The sequence below is a fragment of the Kastovskya adunca genome (genome assembly GCF_059505785.1).
This window is the reverse complement of sequence record NZ_JCACLG010000047.1, coordinates 157,294-177,912: the sequence shown is the minus strand read 5'-3', so window position 1 is coordinate 177,912 and position 20,619 is coordinate 157,294. Positions and strand designations below refer to the sequence as shown.

The following is a 20,619-nucleotide window of genomic DNA, read 5'->3' as shown; positions in this document are numbered from 1 at the left end:
CCTTTGGTAATAGTAAGGACATTGCACTGCAATGGCCCTACAGTCTGATTCAGAGACTGCGCCCTAGGAAACGTTTCTCACAGGCAAAAGGGCAAGGCTGGATTTAGTAAGGGCAGGGACAATGCGATCGCCAGCCATTCTTGCGCCGGAGAGATTTCGGGCAACGGGGCCAAGCTGCAAGGCGGCTAACCCACCCATGACAAACAATTCGCAACCTGACCACCGCAGGTGTTCGTCCAATACAGGCAAACCGTTAATCATCTCAGTAGGAAACGCCTCTTGTACCTCTTTGAGTAAGGGTTCAGTCGTGGCATCAAAGCGTGTTCCTGTCGCTAGCCAAATGCGATCGCATTCATGTTCGCTGCCATCTGTGCAACTGACTCGCCAGCAACTATCTTGCCACTCGGCTTTAACAATTTCGCACTGTTCGTCAAAGCGTAACTGACCAGAACGAGAATATCGCCGCAGTTGCGTCATAATTGCTGGCGTCATCGAGCCACCATTACGCGCCTGCTGAATTAATGAAGAGCGCTGTTCCCAATCTGCCTCGGCACGGAAAGCTTTGAGATACTTCGGCCCCAGCCAGCCGGGGTCAGCATCGAAGAGCCTTTCTTGCAACTGACGCCGCACCATAATTTGTACCTTTGCGCCTAATGCGATCGCTCCCACCGCTAAATGACCGCTCGTTAAGCCCCCACCCACAATTAAGATCCGCTCCCCTTGCAGGTGTAGCTCACGCAAATCCACCTGCTGCGAGTGGCGCAAGCGCTCTTGAGGATAGGCGGAAGAAATCTGGTGCGCCCAGTCGGGTAGTTGCAATTTCCCGCTACCCGTTGCTAAAACAACGCGCCGTGCTTTGAGAAGTTGTCCCGTTTCTAACTCTAGTTGAAAGCGGCAGCGTCCCCAATCCGTGATCGGCTGAATGCGAGTCACTGCGGCTTTGAGGACTCGGTCTTCTAACTGCCAGCGATGCACCACATCTCGACAAAAATCATCAAAAAGCTGCGTTCCTGGCAGGTCATAGGGGGGAAATAGTTCATCCGAACGTCCTTCAGCAAACCGACGCAAAGCATAGGGGTTGGGGTCGGGATGGTGTACCGCAGGCGATCGCAAATGGGGAATTTTTAAGGCGGCAAATTGCTGCTGCCATCGGCTCATCCACTTCCCGCTGGGGTCAATCGTCACGAACTTGTTGTTTAACGACGAGCGCTTTTGCAGCAAATGAGCAACTAACGTTAGCGCCTGCGAACCTGCTCCAATAATGGCAATGTCAGTCTGGGTCGATGGTGACGCTAATTCAACATTCATGAGAAGCCGTCTGAAGTTATTTTAGAATGATAACTATTATCATAAACAACTTAGATTATCCCCTTTTCCTGAAAATTATCAATCCTCAGTAGGGGGACACCCAGAGCCGGGGCGCAACAAACCATTGACACTCCTCAGGACTCAGCCTTCTCTTCATCCTTCCTCCCCTACTCAGTGCGGGCACGGCATGCCCTACCCCTACGACTCAGGACGAGCAGATTCTCGAACCTCAGCTCAATCCCGGAGAAGATGCCGTGCCCCTACGACTCACCGACTCTGTTCATTTACCAGCCCCAAGTACCAACGCTACCTTTGAAAGGGCCAACAATATCACTGGTTATCCAACCGCCATAGAAGTCTCCCGGCTGAGCTTGCACCTTCTCTCCATCCACATAACAAGCCTCCATCCGGCTGGGATAGAACGAAACGTAGTCCTTGATAGCGGCAAAGGTTGGTGTCGGGTCGGGATAATACCAAGCTGCATTCCCCGCTTGCTTGTCACCAACAACAACGGTGTAATATCCTGCGTTTCCTTTCCACTCACAAAAGGAACTCTGACTGGTTGGCTTTAAATAATCTTGCTGGATATCTTCTAGGGGAATGTAATAAACCGGGGGATGGCTGGTTTCCAGGACGCGTTTGGCACGGTGCGTATCGGCAATCTTAACGCCATTGAAGAAAATTTCGATATGTTTGGTCGAGTCCTCCAAAGCGGGAGGACGGGGGTAATCCCAGACGGACTCTTGACCCGGTTGCGGTTCAATACGACGGTTCATAAGCTGCTCTAAAGTCTTAGTTCAAGCCGACCTTAAAATAACCTCTAAAAGGTATTTATTACAGGCTCCCTAGGGGAGTTTTCTGTTTGGTGGGTTACACCGAATCGCGTAGAGTGCAGCGACAATCAGCTTCACACTTCTCCATCAATCGCCCATCTGGAGGGCAGTCCTACAATAGAGACGTTGGTTGAGGTGGGAAAACAGTAATGCATGTGCCGGAAACAAACGAAAAGGCAGCAATGTCTGCACCAAACCTCTACGAAACAGATTTCTACGCCTGGACGCAGGAACAAGCGTCTTTACTCCACAAACACCAGTGGAGTCAGCTTGACTTGCTCAATCTAATTGAGGAGATTGAATCGTTGGGGAAACAGCAACGCCAAGAACTGCGAAATCGGTTGAGTGTGTTGATTGGGCATTTGCTCAAATGGGAATACCAACCGCAACGCCGCAGTCGTAGTTGGCTGGCAACGATTCGTGTGCAGCGTCGTGATACTTTACGGTTACTGAAAGACAACCCCAGCTTAAAACCTTACTTTGAGGATGCACTAGCAGAAGCTTACGAAAATGGCAGAGATTTAGCAATGGGAGAAACTGATCTGCCAGAGGAAACTTTTCCCCAGAAGTGTCCCTATAGTCTGACGGAAATTTTAGACAAAAGCTTTTATCCAGGTGAGGCGAGTGAGTTGGTAAGTGAATCAGAGTAGATGTTAGGTTTCCTTGGTCAAGCTAACCTACGGACGATTTGCGATCGCACTAAGGTCTGAAGCCTCTACCTCTACCCTTAAGGTAAGGGCGTCTGTATTTTTTGGGTACGTGGGTTACACCGAATCGCGTGACAATGCTTTGTCTAACACGCGGCGCAGATGCTCCTGTAGTTCAGCCTCACGTCCTGGATAGGCTGGTAGAGCTTCAAGTCCCTCGGTATAGAATTCGTAGGAACCAGGGTAAAGAATCGCGGCATAGCGCACTACCCGCTTTCCTTGAGTGTCTCTGATGGCATCTCGGTAGGTGTGCATCTTCCCAATGTCTGCTGCCTTTGGCTTTCCTTGATTGCCTATATTCTCTTGTGTCTCACTATCAAGCTTATACTTGGGGTCGAAGATGTAGACTCGCTGAGAGCGGTCAGCTAGCTTGACCTCTACCGCTATATCAGGACGCTGTTTATGACTATCACTATGCAGTTCGCTCTTCTTGCTATCCTTGCCATAGGTTCGTTCAGGAATTAGCTGAACTCTCGTTTTGTGCTGAGGGTGAATTAAACTTACTGCTGGCTGATTATTGGGTAGAACTCGGACATAGATTCCGCTTTTATCCCTACCCACCAAGCATTGATTTTCTACTTGATATCCTTTCTGTTCAGCGACTTCCAGCAGCGTTTGAATTACCCATAAAGTACCCCAAACCTGGTAGAGATGGGGCAAATTCTCCAAAGGTGCATCGAGGTCTGAATCCTCCAACCGCACAGTGGGACTTCTGATAAATTCAAGATATCCCTCTAAAGCAGCATGGTAAGGTGGACGCTTCAAGAGAACCATTGTGATTTGATTGGGCTGCTGTTTAGGCTGACTCACTTCGTTTAGAAAAGCTGCTTGCTGTCGAGCTTTTTTCAGTCGTGTAAATAGAGAGTTCACCTCATTCAGTGGCTTACCTCTTGGGTCAGCTTCAAAGACGTACCGGACTCGTCGAAGCCTTTGATTGACCAGCTCCAAAAACAGCTTAACTAACTGGTTCTCATAAACATCAATAGTGTGTTCAACTCGTGTATCAGGTACGCGAATGGGTCGTCTATTAGCATCTAGGTTATGTCCTCGACTAAAAGCCTGAACTAGACCACTAAGTGAAGGTCTACGGACTTGCTCTTGCCGCACCCAAATCTTATTGGTTTTGAGAATTTTGTGAGGGTCGTGACCGAGTGTAGGTAGGAGTTCAATTAACCCAGGTCGATTTTCTGTGCCATTGACAGCTCTACGCAGGCGAACCATTTCTTGAGCTAAAGTAGTCTCACCTGGTTGTGGCAATTTGAGGCCAGCTAAAGCCCCAGTACGTTGTAACCCTATTGCTACTGATGCTGGAAGACGAGCATCCAGATCTTCTAGCATCTGAGCGAAAGCCTCACGACTAATCTTTTGAGGCCAAACAGTTATAATCTGATCTTCAACCTTCCCCTGATACTCAAGCCGCAGTCGGTAGTAGCCGGGGTTCGATAAAGACCAGTCAGCCAGAATCCGCTCCTTTCCTTTGATTTCTTGTAGGGAGATGCTGAGCCGAGTACCTTGTCGCCAAAGCTTTACTTCTTTCCTCTGCTCTACAGGCACTCGAACTTCCAGCAAAGCAGGCTGCCACTCTGCTGGAAGTTCGAGTGGTTCACCTTCAAGGCTGAGAAAGCAAAGTTTAGAAGTATGAGGTAAATCCATGCTTATTGAATGTTTCAAGCATTGCAGCAGCTTTAGCGTGACTTAATTGAAAACCTTCATTTTCAGCAATTTCAACAAACGTCTTGAGAGCCTCTCCTACTCTCTCATCAACTCCTTTAAGTTTAGGGAGTATTTTCTGTAAAAGCTGTTCATCCAAGGCTTCTTTCCATACATTATCTAACCTTTCAGATGATTCGGCTTCTTTCAGCTTTCTCGCCTCTTCTAGGTAGGTTTGAATCTCATCCAGAACACGGAAAGCAAAGGGAGCAACTACGTGTACAGAGTCCCAAATATTCATTAAAATCTCACGATATGGAGCTTTACCCAAATGCTCCTCTAATTCTTCACGGGAAACCTCAAGCTCAATAAGTTGCGCTCGATCATAAACCTTTTCAGCAAAACCTTGGGTAGTTTCGTCCATGTTAACTGTACCGATGAAGTAGAGGTTGGGAGGTAACGATACTTGTTTATCTGGTGCAAGCTCAATTTTGGCTTCTCCCTCGCGCATCCTCACTTCCATCGCTGAGAGAAACTTGGCAAAGTAATACTCTACCCGTGCCAAGTTCATCTCATCTAAGACTAAGTGATAAGGTTTAGGAGTACGTTTTTCTTCTTGGGCTTGCTTATACTCCTTTTCTGCTTCCTCTAGAAATCTGCTGAAGTCGGTGTAGTGGTATTCTTCGTTAGTAATCGGATTAAGATAGCCTAGCAAGTCTTCGTTAGTAGTCCAGTTAGGAGCCACTGGAACCGGAAGATATTTAGCTTTTACTGCATCAGCATACGCTTTGGTGAGCCAAGTTTTGCCAGTGCCACTAATTCCAGAGAGTATTACAAATTTCCTGGTCTTGAGAGCTAAGTGATAACGGCGCAGAGTACGCTCAGCAATACGTAAACTTTTAGAGCGGACATTGAGATAAATCTCTGTAAAAGAAGGTTCTGAGTAGTCTGGCTGAACTGTTTTGAGGATACGTTGCGCTTCTTCGTAATCATCCATATCTTTTTCCGGATCAAAGAGTTCTACTGCTCTGCATAAATCCTCAATAGCTTTCTCCTGATTCTCCAGTTCTAAGTAGGTACGTCCTCTATGGTAATAAGCTAAGACAAAGTTAGGATTAATATCTAGCGCTTGATTGTAGTCCTTAATTGCTGCCTCGTAATCTTTGAGCTTATGGTAGGCATTAGCTCGATTATTGTATGCTTCAGCATTCTTAGGCTGAATGAGCAGTAAGTGATTATAGTCTGCTATAGCTCCGTTAATGTCTCCCAATTCAGCTTTAGCTTGTCCTCGGTAGCTGTAAGCCTCAGCTAAATCTGGAGATCTTTCTAAAGCCCGTTCAAAATTATTAATTGAATCTTGATATTCTCCTTGGTTGTACTTTGCTAAACCCTGATTGTAGTAAAACTCAGCAAATCTTATTGCTGGTGGATACAAATATTTTCTAATAGCTGTAATCGGGTCATCATAGGTTGCTAATAAAAATAAAGGAAAGAGTCCTTTTAATGTCTGTATTATCTGATCAGTTAACTGTTTTTCAGAATACATTAAGACTTGTTTCAAGCTGATATATACGCTGGCTTGAATATTCTTAGTAACACTATTCTGCCGAGCCAAATGCCTTAACCAATCTCCTAAAAGATTAATATGATCAAGACTTTTCTTCGACGATGAGTGCAGTGAGCATTTGTCAGATAATTGAGTATTTTGGATAATAACTTCTTTTGTTAAGGTTTTCTGTGAGTTTTGAATAAATCGTTGTTTATCAGGAGTTTTATCGATGATAAATAAACCAAAAAGAAAGCCATCTTGAACAAGATCTATAAACAACCTAGCGTTTTGACTAGTAAAATTCGTTGACTTCTGATATAAATTACACTCATAGTTGTTAAATGTAAAATTCGGTGCTACATCGAGCTTCATCTCTATGCGCTTGATAATCTCACCGGGTAGTTGAGCAGCTACCTGATGGCAAAGCTTCTGAAGCGGCTGTTCAACATACTTTTTGAATTCTTCTTCATGCGCTATATAAAAATCTTGTTCCAGTTGTGAAAGAAGGTTAAAAGTTTCTTCTGAAAAGGGGCATTCTGGGTGTACAGTAACGTCTGCCATTTTTCCTGATAACAATAACTAAAGTTCCTACTGCGACTGATGGCAGCTAACATAACTACTGACTTGCTGGTGTTAGAGCATGATCGCACTCCTTAATCCCAACCCTAAATTCCATCTGGCTCTTCTCGTAGCGTAGCCAATACCAGCACTAGCCGCAAAGGAGCGATCGCACTTCAGCGAGGCGCGAGGATAGCGAGCGCTCAATTTATCAGTATTATCTGTCATTCCGAACTTAGCACGGTGGAGTGATCACCTATTGCCAATCCCCTCTCAAAATGAGAGTATAAAAGAACAGTTTATACATTGATGGCATATGAAAGTAAAGACAAATGCACCTAATTGCGATTCGCAACCTCCGCGCTGATGCTGCCCAGTACCCCGATGTCAATATGCAAATTGATGCCTGGTACGCAACCGTCAACAAGGCAGAATGGCAAAACTTGGAGGACGTTCGTAAGGTTTACCGAGATGCTGAAGCAGTTGGAAACTTCACCGTCTTCAATATCAAAGGCAACGACTATCGCCTGATTGTCGGTATCGACTACGAAAACCAAACGGTTTACTACAAGTACTTTTTAACTCATGCCGAATACGACAATGGCAAGTGGAAAAATGACCCTTACTTTTGACCAAGATGCTTATCGAAATCTACTCGTTGAAGTCGCTCCCAAAGTGATCGAGACGGAGGAGGAGTACGATCGCCTTTTGGCAGTGGTAGAGCGGTTAACATTTGCCAAAAATCGCACGATCGAGGAGCGGGCTTTACATAAGTTGTTAGTGACACTGATTGAAGCGTATGAGTCACAACACTATCCGATGGATAAAACTGCGCCTCATGAGATCCTGCAACACATCATGGAAGCCAGTGGCACCCGTCAATCTGACTTGGTGGGTGTTATCGGCTCAAGCGGTGTGGTGTCCGAGGTGGTAAACGGCAAGCGATCTATTAGTAAGGCACAAGCCAAGGCGCTTGGCGATCGCTTTAAGGTGTCGCCAACGCTGTTTATCTGATGTAATAGATGAATCTTTGCATCATTCCTAAGCCTGCCCTTCTCCGTCGGGTTGTGTAAAGCATCTGTCGCTCACGAGCTTTAACTTGGGGCAAGACATATATATATAGACGCGATCGCGGTTATTGCTACAATTTCTAAATCTTCAGAAGTATTAAGTGCGATCGCTCTCCATCTCTCTACATATCCACGATTGACAATGTGTCCTCCAATTTACCGTTGCCAAACCTGATGACGCACTTTGGGTTTAGTAGGGACTACATTCATAGCTTTTAGGATATTACCTCTGACTTTGAGTACAGGCGTAGGGCTAAGTCTGTAAGAAATAATAAGGATTGTAGATTGCCTCTCGAAGGATGCCTTTTAGTGTCTCCAGCCTGTTTAGGAAATTATCGTGCTTGAATCTTTACCTATTAGTATTACTTTATTTTTGTTAGCGATTTTGGCGATCGCCTTTGCTGGGACTCGCATGGCGACGGTTGCCGATCAAGTCGCTGAAGTAACGGGACTGGGGGAGGCGTTTGTCGGGGCTTTATTCTTGGGTGGAAGCACGTCTTTATCGGGAATTGTTACCTCACTAACAGCGGCGGCTACAGGTCATCCCGAACTCGCAGTTGGCAACGCCTTGGGCGGTATTGCTGCCCAAATTGTCTTTCTAGGTATTGCCGATGTGTTTTACCGCAAAGCGAATTTGGAACATGCGGCGGCTTCTGTAGCGACGTTGATGCAGGCAACACTACTGATGACGTTGCTGGCAATCCCCCTGCTAGCAATGGCTAGCCCGCAAATCGATATTTTTTGGATTCATCCCGCGTCCTTAATTATCCCAATCGCCTATTTCTTTGGGTTGCGCTTAATATCTGAAGCTCACGAAATGCCCATGTGGAGACCCCGCTCAACGGATGCTACGTGGGTGGAAGAAGAAACCGTCGCCACGCAAGTAGAAAAGTCTGACATCCCGGTTTTAGGATTACAGTTTGTTTTGTTGGCCGTTACGGTAGCGATCGCGGGTTATATTGTCGGTCAAACCGGAATATCCCTCAGCGCGCGGACAGGGGTTTCAGAATCTTTAGTTGGTGGGCTATTTACAGCAATTGTTACGGCTCTACCAGAATTGGTAACAACAGTTGCTGCTGTACGTCGAGGAGCCTTAGCCCTGGCGCTAGGGGGCGTACTCGGTGGCAGTAGTTTTGATGTCTTGGTGATCGCGTTTTCTGACTTTGCTTATCGGGAAGGCTCGATCTATCACGACTTGCAACAGCCGCAAATTTTTATTGTCGCCTTAACAATCGTCATGCTAGGCGTTCTCCTGTTGGGCTTGTTGCGGCGAGAAAAGTATGGATTTGCCAATATCGGCCTTGAGAGCGTGCTCTTACTAGGACTGTATTTGAGCGGGTTTTCTCTCTTATTTTTCAGCGCGTAAGTTGGGGATTTTGTAAATTGATGTTGACATGTCTTCAGCCGCAGCGGTTACACAAAGGGACGCAGAGTTAGGCTGTAGATGCCGTTTGGCGGTCTTAAAGTTCCTTGATCTTGTCTGACATTTCCAGTCGCTGAATTCGCCCTTGCAAATTTAGCTCATCACTGCTAACAATCGTTTCTAAATTAGCAATGCGTTCCTCTAGTGCTTCAACCTGAGTGGCTTGTAAAGCGTTATTCCGAAATTTTTTGTTCGATGGTTGCCAAACAGCACTTGTAGCGATGGCTGCACCGGAAATCACCGCCAGGGGAAGAAGGGGCCCACTGTCTGTTTCATCAGCAAGGGGAATGCAAATTGCCAGCATTCCTGTGGCAAATGCCCAAATCTTGGAGGTGGCGCTAACTCGGATGTCTTCTCTGTCTGAGTTTGTGTCGCAATGTCTTGCCATAGATGTTTCCCTGTTCATCGGTGTCTAGTTACTAGATTGCCACAAGAACTTGATGAGTTACTTCCTGCTTCTAGGGTACGTTGTTTTACTTAGGGCTAAAACTTTGGTTTTATCGACTCGGTAATCTTACAGGCGAAGCCGAGATCAGAGACTTCACGGAGCATTTATTTGTTCCTGAGCGAGCGCCATTTCCTTCTTTGCTTCAGCATCGAGCCATCTTATCAGCAATCACGCTCAATCCTCAAGAATTAGCTCATTCAGCTCAAATGTCCAGCCAGCAAAGGTTCTAGCTAGGCTCAAAGCTCACCCTCTACCTGGACATACTCATCAAGCCAACTTTTCCAACCCTTATACTAACTCGCTCATTAGTAAAAAGAACTAAATCGAGTCGTTCTTTCCTTCTCGCTCTTCGACAAAATCGGCTGGTCGAAGTTTAGAAAGTCTTTATAATCCTCGTAAATTTCGTGAAGAGTTTATAAAGAGCCTCCTAAAAAACTTTTATTTTGATTGGTATCTCATAAAAATAACAACAGTGCAACCGAACATTTACGGTGTTACTGGTATAAACCAGCTTTCCCTATTACTTAACTCTGGTGAGTGCTTAAGAAAGTGAAGAAGATCGAATGTATTTTTCCTGTCCGATGTTTTGAACTTAGCTTCACTCAGCATTTTCCAAGGTTCATAAATAATTCTAATTTTGTCTGATTTGCTACAGCTATTGCCGAACGAACTTGGCAGTAAAAGAGTTTTTGGAGAGATATAATCTATGCTACTCGAGCAATCGCGCGCCAAAAGAGCCGCTATTTCAAATCAGCCGGACGCCATTGATACAGGCGAATTGGAGCTATGGTTTCAGCCTGTTTATCATGGAAAAACAGGTGCCGTCTTACACAACGAAGTTCTCCTGCGTTGGCGAGATGAGGAGGGCAATTTACACCTTCCCCAAGATTTTCTTCCCTCTTTGTCTAGTTCCAAAACGCTGCAGCAAATTGATCAGTTCGTTATTTGCCAAGCGGCAGACTTATTAGTTCAGTATCCCGATCAGTATCTTTCCGTCAATCTCTCCGGAGAGGGATGGAATGATTTTTCTCTGATTAAATATGTCCAAACCGTACTTGATGAGTCGGAGATTAATCCCAATCAACTAAGTTTTGAGCTGACAGAAACGGCGATCGCCAACGATTTTACCGCCGCCTGGGCATTTATTCGCGAACTCAAAAACTTAGGCTGTTCTGTCGTTCTAGATGACTTTACCAGTCAGTATCTGACCCTGTTCCAGTGCCAGCAACTGGATGTCGATCTGGTAAAAGCAGATGGTCAGCTGATCCAACAATTAAAAACCGATCCCGGCAGTCGCGTCCTGACGCGGGCAATTCTCGAAGGAGTCCAATCACTCACCAAGGTTGCCGCCAAATTCGTAAGCGATGCCGTCACTCTATCGCTGATTGAGGAAGTGGGTCTTCAATATCTACAGGGCTACCACCTCAGTCCACCTAGCCCCACCCCAGACTGGTCGAACCTGGCAACGTTGCAGCCAGAACTCACTCTACCTGAAGATACAAATAAACCGGCTTTGGCTTGGCGTCTCCTCAAAGGGGCAGGCATTATCAGTCTCGCCCTAGCCGCCGCTGCCGTTGGTACCAGCTCGATTTGGTATCGCATGACTCACATTACCGTCGATCAAGCAACGATCAATGGTCGGATCGTGCGGCTCCAAGCACCAGCCAATGGAAACCTGGAAGCCTTTTATGCCAAACCGGGTCTAGAGGTCAACTCGGGGCAAGTACTAGCTCGGCTCAACATTCAGGGCGAACCCGAAGACGAACAAGCCAAGTTACGCTTAGTCAATTCCGAACAAAAAGAACGCATCCGCACACAACTGGAAAATAGCCGATTGCAAGGGGAAGTTCAGATCAAGGAAGCCCAACTAACCGCAGAACGGCAGACTTTGGCAGCGCTAAAAAATCAGTTGCAGAATTTAAACCGTCAAAATTACGCCGTACAGCAAGTTAATGTGCAACTCGCCTCAGAAGCGGTCAGCCAAGAGCAAGCGGCTGTCGGGGCGGCTCAAGCCCAGGCAACAGCGGCGCGAGCAGACTACGAACGCTACAAAATGTTAGCCGCAGAAGGCGCAGTTTCTAGACAGCAAATGGAGAAGGCGCAGTCGGATTGGCAATCGGCTGAGGCAGAAGTTAAGCAAGCTCAATCAGCTCTGCGTTCCCGCGTCACGTCCTTGCAGGCATCTAAAAACGGTATTGACCCCGACAATAATGATTTGTCTAGCCAGCGCCCCCGATTAGAGCAAACGATTCAAGCACAAGAGGCGACGGTGAAAACCTTGGAGGCTCAAGTCGCAAGCATCAAGCAGCATGTAAACCAAGCCTTAGCCCTTTACACAAATCGCCCTCTCGTCAGTACGACTACCCCAGCAAAAGGCGATCGCCAAATTCAAGAGGTATCAGCGCCCTTTAGCGGTATTGTCTACAACACCGAACGCGAGCAAGGCGAACAGGTAGCCCAAGCCGAACCACTTCTAACAGTTCTAGATTGCAACGAACTCTGGGTTGAGACGGTGGTGAGTGCGGAAGTCGCTAACAAAATTGATAGTCAAAAGCCAGTCCGCGTTCATTTTTCCAACTCATCTGAATCGGTCACTGGCGAGGTTGAACTGATTCAGCCCATTGGTTTATCCCAGAGCGATTGGCAGCAAACCGCCCTCAGACAGACTCAAGCCCTCCCTTCCAGCATCCCAGTGAAATTGCAGGGACAGCCTTTAGCCTTAGTCGTCGTCAGCATTCCGCCGAACCCACAGCAGGCAAAATCCCGACGATTCTGTGGTGTAGGACAGACAACCGAAGTGACCTTCCAAAAGCAGTTAAATCGTTAACTTGCTCAATAACTTCTAGCAATACCGATGAAATCAACCTCTTCCAATAGTGAGAACAACTTTTCGGCTTTCAGCAGTGGGTTATGGGCTGTATTCACCTCCATCGTAGGTTTTCTCGGTCTCGTCCTACTCCGCGACCCCGATCGCGTCGCCCTTTTAGGGGTATCTGGCTTGATTGGAATGGGTATGGTCGGCATGTGGCGATGGTCTTGGTGGGTCTTTCAAGTCATCCGCTCTCGCATCTACCTCCATTGGGTATTCCCTCGCTGGCGACGGCGGGCTAATAAAATTCCCGTTGAACAATTGCCCACGGTTTGCTTATTGGTGCCAACCTATAAAGAGCAACCTTGGATCACAGAACGGGTATTTAAAGCGATCGCCTTAGAAGCAAAAACTCTGACAAAACCCATCGTCCTTCTCGTGACTAGCAGTAGCAATGAGGAAAATGCAGCGATTTTGGAGGTACTCAAATCAGTTGACCCGGAACTAAGTTCCATTCACCTGATCCAAATGGTACAAACCGGGGAAGGCAAACGTAAAGCGATGTCAGATGGCTTGCGAGAACTCGCCCGCTTGAATTTGCCCAAAGATGCCATCGTGGCTCTCATGGATGGAGACTCCGAGTTAACACCGGGTACCTTGCGCGGTTGCCTTCCCTTCTTCCGTGTGTTTCCCAAAATGGGGGCGCTGACTACAGATGAATTACCCATTGTTAAGGGGTCTTATGTATTCTCCGAGTGGTTTCACCTGCGGATGTCTCAGCGGCACTACCAAATGTGTTCCGTTTCCCTTTCCAGCAAAATAATGTGCCTGACGGGACGCTTCTCCTTGTTTCGTGCCGAAGCCGCCCTGCATCCCACCTTTGCCACTCAGTTAGAAAACGACACATTAGATGATTGGCTGTGGGGACGCTTTAAGTTTCTCTCCGGAGACGACAAAAGCACTTGGTACTGGCTGTTGCAGCGGGGTTACGACATGATTTATGTCCCCGATGTGATTGTTTATTCGATTGAGACGATTTCCGGCTCCTTGGTTGACCGCGCTTACCAAAATATGCGGCGCTGGTATGGCAATATGCTGCGAAATAGCGATCGCGCGATCGGTCTTGGCCCTAGGAAAACAGGCTTTTTCGTCTGGTACTGCCTCATCGATCAACGGATTAGCTACTGGACTTCGCTGTTTACGCCGAGTTTGTTGTTGATTACTATGTTTCAAAGGAACTGGATTGCTACAGCTCTCCTCATCGCCTGGGTGATCTTCAGCCGTCCCCTCATGCTAATCGTCATCTTCTTCGGACGTCAGTCTCACCTCAAGCCGATTCATTTTCCCCTACTGTTGGTCTGTCAGTGGATTTCCTCGCTGATCAAAATCTGGACTCAGATGAATCTCGCCCAACAAAAATGGTCAAACCGAGGCAATCAGAGCATCACCGCTGAGGGCAAAGGCTTGAAACGAGTTGCCAAAGTTGGCACCTCCCGGTTCTTGATCGTCACCCAGCTATTTACCTTTGCAATTATCTTGTGTTCTTTTGCAGGTATCCTCCATCCGGCTAGAGACTTCGCCAGCCTATGGAATACTCAGGTTGTTGTGGCTAAATCGTCTCCAGTAGAGAGAGTTGTTGAAGCCACTGATTATGGCGTCGTTCCCAATGATGGAAAAGATGACGCCGTTGCACTGCAAGCTTTACTCGATCAGCTACCTCCTCAAGGCAAGGTTAAAATTAACCTCCCAATTGGCGAACTCGATTTGTTCAAACCCTTAGAGATTTCCCGTAGTCATACCATTCTCAACGGAGAGGGTGTTCGGCGGACTATTTTGCTAGTTCATAACAATCTAGAGCGGCAACAAGCGGCTCTCTTCGTCCGACCTCGCCCAGATTCATCCACCCCGGCTGCCCAAAACACCCTTCAAGATGTACAAGTGATGGGCTTTACCCTGCGCCACGTTTCCCCTAAGACCGCCTCCGATTCTAAAAAGCCCACAGATAGTATAATTCTGGAAAATGTTGCTCAAGTTGCGTTGAAAAAGCTCAACTTGAATCAGAGTAGCCGTCATGCTTTGGTGCTCAACAATACTCAAAATGTGACGATTGAACAGGTGGCGATCGACAACAATTCTCAGCAAAAACAGCTTGTCCAGAAAAACAGTGTCAACACCCAAGTAAAAGCTCTAACCCTACCGGACTTGTCCTCGTAAGGGTGAGCCTGCCCTAAATCTAAGCTTCTGCTCTTAACCCAGATTGAGATGAGTGAACCTAAATACACCAATTTTTTGCGGGCTTCTTGCCCCAGTCTGTTAGGAGGAGCGCTGATGCTGCTTACCTTAAGCTGTTCTACCCCTCCAGAGGTTTCTTCATCGCCGGCGGTAACGGTTGTCTCTGACTCTCGCCGTCTTGAGCCTCTGTGGTCAGATAGATTCGCAAACCCTGAATGGAGAAGTTCCTGGAATATCCAAAACAGTGGAGCTTGGGGTGAAGAAAATATGCAAGTCATCAACGACCCCAACCGCAGATTTGCCAAAGTGCTGAGGCTGCGTTACCCAAAAAATTCTGCTAGTCCTAGTGTTGCTCGTAAAAACAAAGTCCCCATTGGGGGAGGACAGTTCTATGCCAATCTGGGTATAGCTCCTAGAGACACTATGCAGTTGAGCTACTATGTCCGCTTTAGTGATAATTTTGACTTTGTCAAAGGCGGAAAATTGCCAGGACTGTTTGGGGGAGACGGCAACAGTGGTGGAACAATTCCCAATGGCAAGGATGGCTTCTCAACTCGTTTTATGTGGCGGCGAAACGGAGATGGAGAACTATATGCTTACCTGCCCACCAGCGATAAACATGGCACTTCAATGGGTAGGGGAAACTGGCGATTTAGACCCGGAGTCTGGCACCACCTAGAGCAGGAAGTGACCTTAAATCAACCAGGGAAGGCAAATGGCAGGGTTAAGGTTTGGGTTGATAGTCAGCTAGTTCTTGACCAAGATAAACTGACTTTTCGCACAACTGACGATCTAAAAATCGATGGTATATTCTTCTCAACCTTTTTCGGTGGGGGAGACTCTTCTTGGGCAACTCCTAAAGATGTCCATGTAGACTTTGCTGAGTTTCAAGTTTCAAAAGCTGGTAACTGAGATCAAATCCAGTGAAGCACCCCTAGTTTTGGTAGCAGGGAAACAGGGGAAATTTAACGGAGGGTTTGTTTAAGGGGACGCTGATGCTGTTCTTCGCACTGAGATCAAATCCAGTGAAGCACCCCTAGTTTTGGTAGCAGGGAAACAGGGGAAATTTAACGGAGGGTTTGTTTAAGGGGACGCTGATGCTGTTCTTCGCAGCGAGGAAACCTTTGGAGGATTGGGGACTTTTCGTTTTCGCGATCGCTAGCTACGCAGAGAATTTGCTCATCATCCAAATCCTCTACTGTTAAAGGTGGCGGCGGGTCTTGTGGAAAATCGAGAATAACATCTTGATCCGGCACTGAAATTGGCGCTGGAGTTGGTGCTGGAATTGTTGCTGGCGCGGGAATTGGTGCTGGTGCGGGAATTGGTGCGGGAATTGGTGCGGGAATTGGTGCTGGAGTTGGAATTGGCGCTGGAATTGGTGCGGGAGTTGGTGCTGGAGTTGGTACTGGAGTTGGTGCTGGTGGTAGCGGTGGCGGTGGAGTGCTGTTAATGAGGATACTACCCGAAGGGGAGGCGAATCCTACCGGGAAGGATTCGGGTGGAGAGATAGTGTAATCACCAGAGACAATAGCTTTTGCCGTTCCATTTGTTGTCGCATCGCCCACCTCAAAAGGAGTTACGGTCACTCCCCCTTGATGAGTAATTTGAATTAAACCGCCCCCACTGCCGTTAGTATTGATACTAAAGCCCGGATCGAGGATAGGGTTGCTAAACGCATTTTGCACGCGGAAGTATCGACCAGCATTAACTGTGACATTGCCGCCTGTGCCACTTCCTATACTCTGAGCATCGATGGCTTGCGCGATCGCAATATCATTACCAGCATTTAGTTGAACATTACCCGCAACGCCAGAGGTACAACCATCACATCGCGAGTAAGTTTCGATACTCTCAGCGACAAGATCGCCACCTGCTGTGATGCTGACATCGCCCCCATTGCCAGATGCCGAACTGCCGGATAAGGAAAAAGAGTCAATTTCCCCGGCTGTCACATTTCCTGCCGCAGAAAGGGTGATTTTCCCCCCATTCCCCGCACCGTTGCGAGAATCTAGAGAGTAGAGTTGATTGACGGGATCGGCGGTATTAATCGAGCCAGCAGTACTGATAATTTCAATATCTGCACCATAGGATCGGATGGTTTGCGTTGTGATATCCCCCGGTGCTGACAAATTGACTCGCAATGCTTCCCCATTTTCCGAGTCAATAGTTCCAGAAACGGTAATTGTGGCGGGTGAGGTCAGGGGAGTTTTGACAAAATCAGTGAAGGAATCGAAATCAAAGTAGTCGAAGCTAACGTTATCAGTAGTACCAGGAACGCCTGCGTTTAAAATCAACACTCGACTGCTGGGGTCTAAGCTAGGGTCGATGGCGTTAATTAAAATATCGCCTGTAATGTTGATGCTGCCTGTTGCCACAATCTTTAAGGAAGCCCCAGTGTAAGGGCCAAAGGTGACATCGCCATCGGCAGTAATGATCGGGTCGTAGAGACTGACAAAATTGCCTGCTTCACCTGCTAAGTTACGAACGGAGAAATTTCCGCCACTGGCGTAATTAGCATCCCCAGAAATTATCCCATCACTCACTAAACTGAGGTTGCCGCCGCTTTGGAAGGGGGTTTGGGGGTGATTGAGGGCGAGAATATCAATTCCTTGGTTGCCCTGAATCGTTAAATTTCCTCCAGCTTGAGCGAGAAAGGGTGTTGTTTGGCTATCCCTTGCCCGAACGGTATTTCCTGCCAGTAAATTCATATCCCCAGTTGTCTGCAACTGGCTTTCTATTAGGCTTAAATTGTTGTCAGCTGATAGGGTGGCAGTTCCTCCCCTCACCTGACGGGCAACTACATCTCCCGCTTCCACTCGGATACCAGAACCCGCCAGTTCTACCTCGCCGCTATCATTTACCGCTAATCCCGTTGCGCGATCGCCTCCTGCACCAGTGAGGAGTTGTGGCAAACTTAAGGCGGAGTTTGGGCTATCTGGTAGGGGAACCTCTAGACTCAACAGGTGTCCCGCTTGGCTAATGCGGACGGCTTGCTTGCCGGGGACGGCGGCGAGGGTAATGTTACCGCTAGGAGAAATTAGCTCTCCCGTACTCGCGACGGTTCCCCCTAGTAGGGTCAGATTTTGTCCCGGTTGTACGGCTAGCTTGCCCACGTTAACGATCGCTCCCGGTTGCGGAGTATTGAAGGCAAAGGCATCGGGCGTACCCACAAGCTCGGCGTAGTTATTGGAGGAAAGATCGAACCATTTGTCGCCAAAGCCAATACCTGTGGCTGTTGTTGCTGTAAATGCCGCAGGCAGGTTCAAACTGGCATTGGGGCCAAAGATGATACCTGATGGATTCATCAAGAATAGGTTGGAATTTCCGCCTGTAACCTGAAGGATGCCATCGATTATTGATGGGGTATTTCCCACAACGCGACCGAGAATGTTTTGAATTCCGGGTTGGGAAATAAAGTTGACAATTTGGTTGGTTTCTACCCCAAACTGTTCAAAACTGTGGAAAAGATTGGCTCCATCGCCAGAAAGCGTCCCGCCTCTAATTTCAATGGTGTTACCTTCGGGAGCGGCAATAGAACCCGTGCCGTCATTGGCGGTAACGATTGGTTCTGCTTGTGCTTTGGCAATAACGAGTCCCTGGGAAAGGGGCAATACTGCTAGCAATAAGCCCGTATTTTTTATGGTTGAATCCATATTTCACCATTCAATAGAAGTGGCTTTCGATAACAGCTACTGAGCTATTTGGTGAGAACCGGATTATTGGTTAATAAAGAATAAAAGTTCAGTGATTTCTCGGAATTTTCAAATTTAAGTTGAAATTATGACGGACTTTTTCTCCGTGGAGACGTAAAGCGAAAGGAGTGAAGTTTTTGGAAGGTACGCTCCTATGCGGCAGTCTTTACGAGTAAGAGTAATGAACCACACTAGGCGAGAGGGCACGGAGGAAGAAGGGGAGACAAAGCTTTTGAGGGCTGGATGCAGGGTTTCTCTTCCTGGTGTGGTGTTATTGAGTTGGGCAATGCCGGGAGGGGCAACGATTGCTGAGGCTACGTCGGCGGTAATGCCTTTACTGGATACGGGGAGTGATGTGGCGGTGGAGGAGGAGGAGATATCGCTACAGGCTCAAAACGCTCCGGTTCCTGCACCTCCGGAAAGTCTGCCGCCGGAGCCAAGTAACAGTATTTTGCAACCTGCACCTGTTTTAGATTTACCTGATTTGGAGGAGGAGCCGCCCTTAGAGTCCCCTTCTTCCATGCCAGAACCTGCACCTGTTCCTATCCCTGAAATCACGGTTCAACGGATTGAGGTGACGGGTAGCACTGTTTTTGATCAATCGCAGCTAAACCCAATTCTTCAACAGTATGAGGGGCGATCGCTTTCTTCTGAGGAACTTGAAGGGGTGGCGGATGCGATTACTCAGCTTTACCTCAACCAGGGTTATCTCACCTCTAGGGCTGTTGTTCTCCAAGGTATGACTAACGGCGTTGTCGAGATTCGCGTTATTGAAGGCAGTCTGGAAAAAATCGAGGTAGAGGGAACGCAGCGTCTGAATCCTGATTACGTCCGTAGCCGCGTCCAATTGGGAGCGGGTACGCCTTTAAATACAAGTAAGTTGGAAGACCAATTGAGGCTACTGAGAGCTAACCCGTTATTTGAAAATGTGGAAGCGAGTCTCAAGGCTGGAACTCAACTGGGCAAAAGTATTGTGGTAGTGCGGGTAACAGAGGCAAACCCGATTGAAGCGAGGGTAAGTGTAGACAACTATTCTCCTCCCAGTGTGGGTTCAGAACGCTTGGGTGTTAGTTTTCGCGATCGCAACCTCACAGGTATCGGTGACGAACTTGCCGCCTCCTACTACCACACCACTACTAGCGGCGCGGATATTCTTGACTTTAGCTATCGCCTCCCTCTCAATGCCAAAGATGGCACGCTGCAACTGAGAGCCGCCCCTTCCCGCAACCGCGTCACCCAATCTCCTTTAGACGCATTGGATATCCGGGGAGAGTCTCAACTGTATGAAATTAGTTACCGCCAGCCCCTAGTTCGTTCGCCTCGCGAAGAGTTGGCGGTGTCGGTGGGTTTTGCTTACCAGGATGGTCAAACCTTTACATTTGCGGGCCCGACGCCGTTTGGGATTGGCCCGGAAGCGGATGGGACGAGCCGCACTAGTGTGATTAAGTTGGGGCAAGAGTACGTTCGCCGGGATGTGCAGGGAGCTTGGGCAGTGCGATCGCAATTTAATATCGGTACGGGCTTATTTGATGCCACGACGAATCCCGACCCAATCCCAGATGGTCAATTCTTCAGTTGGCTCGGTCAAGTGCAGCGCGTGCAAGTCCTCAACCCAGACAATTTCCTCATCCTGCAAGCCGACGTACAACTCACCCCAGATAGCCTGCTCCCCTCCCAGCAGTTTGTAATTGGCGGCGGTCAATCTTTGCGAGGCTACCGACAAAACGTGCGCGCGGGAGACAATGGCATCCGCTTTTCTGTAGAAGACCGCATTACCCTAGAACGCAATGAAGCGGGAGAAGCCACTTTCCAGTTAGCGCCCTTTTTTGATATGGGAGGAGTTTGGAATGTCTCGGATAACCCCAACCAACTGCAACGACAGCGCTTTCTTGCTGGAGTTGGCATCGGACTGATCTGGCAACCACTGCCAAAGTTGAACCTGCGCCTAGATTACGGACTGCCACTGGTCAACCTCGACGACCGGGGGACAAACGCTCAGGATGATGGCTTCTACTTCAGTGTTGATTACAAACTTTAAATAGATGGGCCCAAATAAGTCCGACAAGTGAAGGCAAAAGTGATGAATGGAGAAAGGCTTTCTCTTACTAATTGTGGGCTTTTGTTTCCCTTTGTTTATTCCTCGTTACTTGATATTCATTCACTAATTAATCGAGAAATAGAAAAGAATACCGCAAGAATTCCGGATTTTACTTTAAAACCCGGAACTAGTTAGATGTGCAGTTCCCACCTATTAATTGGCTGCGTTAATTAGGGTCGATTTTTGTTGTATCCCTCAACATTTCGACCCCTAACGCAGTTATCAGATGGCTTAGTTCAGCT

At 47.7% G+C, this 20,619-nt stretch carries 15 protein-coding genes; 8 read left to right on the top strand and 7 right to left on the bottom strand.

The genetic code is table 11. The annotated features are described in order from the left end of the window. Positions 1–63: 63 nt before the first annotated feature. Complete coding sequence (locus AC5JR3_RS18675) at positions 64–1,308, bottom strand: FAD-dependent oxidoreductase (protein ID WP_495848057.1); 1,245 nt, start codon at positions 1,306–1,308, stop codon at positions 64–66. A gap of 284 nt (positions 1,309–1,592) precedes the next feature. After that, the gene (locus AC5JR3_RS18670; protein WP_495848056.1) at positions 1,593–2,084 is read right to left on the bottom strand and encodes a DUF427 domain-containing protein; all 492 of its coding nucleotides are present in this window, start codon (positions 2,082–2,084) and stop codon (positions 1,593–1,595) included. 206 nt (positions 2,085–2,290) lie between these two features. Between AC5JR3_RS18670 and AC5JR3_RS18665 the strand changes: the two genes are divergently transcribed. Continuing rightward, positions 2,291–2,791 (top strand): DUF29 domain-containing protein, encoded by a 501-nt coding sequence (locus AC5JR3_RS18665; RefSeq protein ID WP_495848055.1) that lies wholly within the window; start codon positions 2,291–2,293, stop codon positions 2,789–2,791. Positions 2,792–2,905: 114 nt separating this feature from the next. On the opposite strand, the gene AC5JR3_RS18660 is transcribed toward AC5JR3_RS18665, so the two are convergent. From AC5JR3_RS18660 to AC5JR3_RS18650, 3 genes are all read right to left on the bottom strand, one after another. Further along, positions 2,906–4,501, bottom strand: a complete 1,596-nt coding sequence (locus tag AC5JR3_RS18660) for a DUF2357 domain-containing protein (protein ID WP_495848054.1) — start codon at positions 4,499–4,501, stop codon at positions 2,906–2,908. Continuing rightward, entirely contained in the window at positions 4,479–6,608 is a 2,130-nt protein-coding gene (locus AC5JR3_RS18655; protein ID WP_495848053.1) for an McrB family protein, read from the bottom strand. The genes AC5JR3_RS18660 and AC5JR3_RS18655 overlap by 23 nt, the downstream gene beginning before the upstream one ends. 72 nt (positions 6,609–6,680) lie before the next feature. Then, the gene (locus AC5JR3_RS18650) at positions 6,681–6,833 is read right to left on the bottom strand and encodes a hypothetical protein (RefSeq protein ID WP_495848052.1); all 153 of its coding nucleotides are present in this window, start codon (positions 6,831–6,833) and stop codon (positions 6,681–6,683) included. Between the two features lie 104 nt (positions 6,834–6,937). Here AC5JR3_RS18650 and AC5JR3_RS18645 point away from each other — a divergent pair, with 104 nt between their 5' ends. From AC5JR3_RS18645 to AC5JR3_RS18635, 3 genes are all read left to right on the top strand, one after another. Further along, positions 6,938–7,237 carry a type II toxin-antitoxin system HigB family toxin gene (locus AC5JR3_RS18645; RefSeq protein WP_495848051.1) on the top strand — a complete coding sequence of 100 codons (300 nt, stop codon included), beginning with the start codon at positions 6,938–6,940 and terminating at the stop codon, positions 7,235–7,237. Then, on the top strand, positions 7,221–7,619 hold the full coding sequence (locus AC5JR3_RS18640) for a helix-turn-helix domain-containing protein (protein ID WP_495848079.1): 399 nt from the start codon (positions 7,221–7,223) through the stop codon (positions 7,617–7,619). Before AC5JR3_RS18645 ends, AC5JR3_RS18640 begins: the two co-directional genes overlap by 17 nt. A gap of 393 nt (positions 7,620–8,012) precedes the next feature. Then, the gene (locus AC5JR3_RS18635) at positions 8,013–9,041 is read left to right on the top strand and encodes a sodium:calcium antiporter (RefSeq protein ID WP_495848050.1); all 1,029 of its coding nucleotides are present in this window, start codon (positions 8,013–8,015) and stop codon (positions 9,039–9,041) included. Between the two features lie 94 nt (positions 9,042–9,135). Here the strand turns inward: AC5JR3_RS18635 and AC5JR3_RS18630 are convergent, their stop codons facing one another. Further along, positions 9,136–9,486 (bottom strand): hypothetical protein, encoded by a 351-nt coding sequence (locus AC5JR3_RS18630; protein ID WP_495848049.1) that lies wholly within the window; start codon positions 9,484–9,486, stop codon positions 9,136–9,138. A gap of 766 nt (positions 9,487–10,252) precedes the next feature. On the opposite strand from AC5JR3_RS18630, the gene AC5JR3_RS18625 reads away from it, so the two are divergent. From AC5JR3_RS18625 to AC5JR3_RS18615, 3 genes are all read left to right on the top strand, one after another. Then, complete coding sequence (locus AC5JR3_RS18625; protein ID WP_495848048.1) at positions 10,253–12,373, top strand: EAL domain-containing protein; 2,121 nt, start codon at positions 10,253–10,255, stop codon at positions 12,371–12,373. 27 nt (positions 12,374–12,400) lie between these two features. Beyond that, positions 12,401–14,569 carry a glycosyltransferase gene (locus AC5JR3_RS18620; protein ID WP_495848047.1) on the top strand — a complete coding sequence of 723 codons (2,169 nt, stop codon included), beginning with the start codon at positions 12,401–12,403 and terminating at the stop codon, positions 14,567–14,569. Between the two features lie 114 nt (positions 14,570–14,683). Beyond that, positions 14,684–15,499, top strand: coding sequence for a polysaccharide lyase (locus tag AC5JR3_RS18615; protein WP_495848046.1), 816 nt, complete (start codon positions 14,684–14,686; stop codon positions 15,497–15,499). 155 nt (positions 15,500–15,654) lie between these two features. Here AC5JR3_RS18615 and AC5JR3_RS18610 read toward each other — a convergent pair whose 3' ends face one another. After that, complete coding sequence (locus tag AC5JR3_RS18610) at positions 15,655–18,240, bottom strand: two-partner secretion domain-containing protein (RefSeq protein ID WP_495848045.1); 2,586 nt, start codon at positions 18,238–18,240, stop codon at positions 15,655–15,657. A gap of 220 nt (positions 18,241–18,460) precedes the next feature. Here AC5JR3_RS18610 and AC5JR3_RS18605 point away from each other — a divergent pair, with 220 nt between their 5' ends. After that, positions 18,461–20,317: a ShlB/FhaC/HecB family hemolysin secretion/activation protein gene (locus AC5JR3_RS18605; RefSeq protein ID WP_495848044.1), complete on the top strand. Its 1,857-nt coding sequence runs from the start codon at positions 18,461–18,463 to the stop codon at positions 20,315–20,317. The last annotated feature ends 302 nt before the right edge of the window (positions 20,318–20,619 follow it).

Bases quoted from the DNA above. Each gene is read 5' to 3' on its own strand.
- AC5JR3_RS18610 (WP_495848045.1), bottom strand. From the start codon at position 18,240: ATGGATTCAACCATAAAAAATACGGGCTTATTGCTAGCAGTATTGCCC.
- AC5JR3_RS18605 (WP_495848044.1), top strand. From the start codon at position 18,461: ATGAACCACACTAGGCGAGAGGGCACGGAGGAAGAAGGGGAGACAAAG.
- AC5JR3_RS18640 (WP_495848079.1), top strand. From the start codon at position 7,221: ATGACCCTTACTTTTGACCAAGATGCTTATCGAAATCTACTCGTTGAA.
- AC5JR3_RS18625 (WP_495848048.1), top strand. From the start codon at position 10,253: ATGCTACTCGAGCAATCGCGCGCCAAAAGAGCCGCTATTTCAAATCAG.
- AC5JR3_RS18645 (WP_495848051.1), top strand. From the start codon at position 6,938: ATGCACCTAATTGCGATTCGCAACCTCCGCGCTGATGCTGCCCAGTAC.
- AC5JR3_RS18655 (WP_495848053.1), bottom strand. From the start codon at position 6,608: ATGGCAGACGTTACTGTACACCCAGAATGCCCCTTTTCAGAAGAAACT.
- AC5JR3_RS18630 (WP_495848049.1), bottom strand. From the start codon at position 9,486: ATGGCAAGACATTGCGACACAAACTCAGACAGAGAAGACATCCGAGTT.
- AC5JR3_RS18670 (WP_495848056.1), bottom strand. From the start codon at position 2,084: ATGAACCGTCGTATTGAACCGCAACCGGGTCAAGAGTCCGTCTGGGAT.
- AC5JR3_RS18620 (WP_495848047.1), top strand. From the start codon at position 12,401: ATGAAATCAACCTCTTCCAATAGTGAGAACAACTTTTCGGCTTTCAGC.
- AC5JR3_RS18660 (WP_495848054.1), bottom strand. From the start codon at position 4,501: ATGGATTTACCTCATACTTCTAAACTTTGCTTTCTCAGCCTTGAAGGT.
- AC5JR3_RS18650 (WP_495848052.1), bottom strand. From the start codon at position 6,833: ATGACAGATAATACTGATAAATTGAGCGCTCGCTATCCTCGCGCCTCG.
- AC5JR3_RS18615 (WP_495848046.1), top strand. From the start codon at position 14,684: ATGCTGCTTACCTTAAGCTGTTCTACCCCTCCAGAGGTTTCTTCATCG.
- AC5JR3_RS18665 (WP_495848055.1), top strand. From the start codon at position 2,291: ATGCATGTGCCGGAAACAAACGAAAAGGCAGCAATGTCTGCACCAAAC.
- AC5JR3_RS18675 (WP_495848057.1), bottom strand. From the start codon at position 1,308: ATGAATGTTGAATTAGCGTCACCATCGACCCAGACTGACATTGCCATT.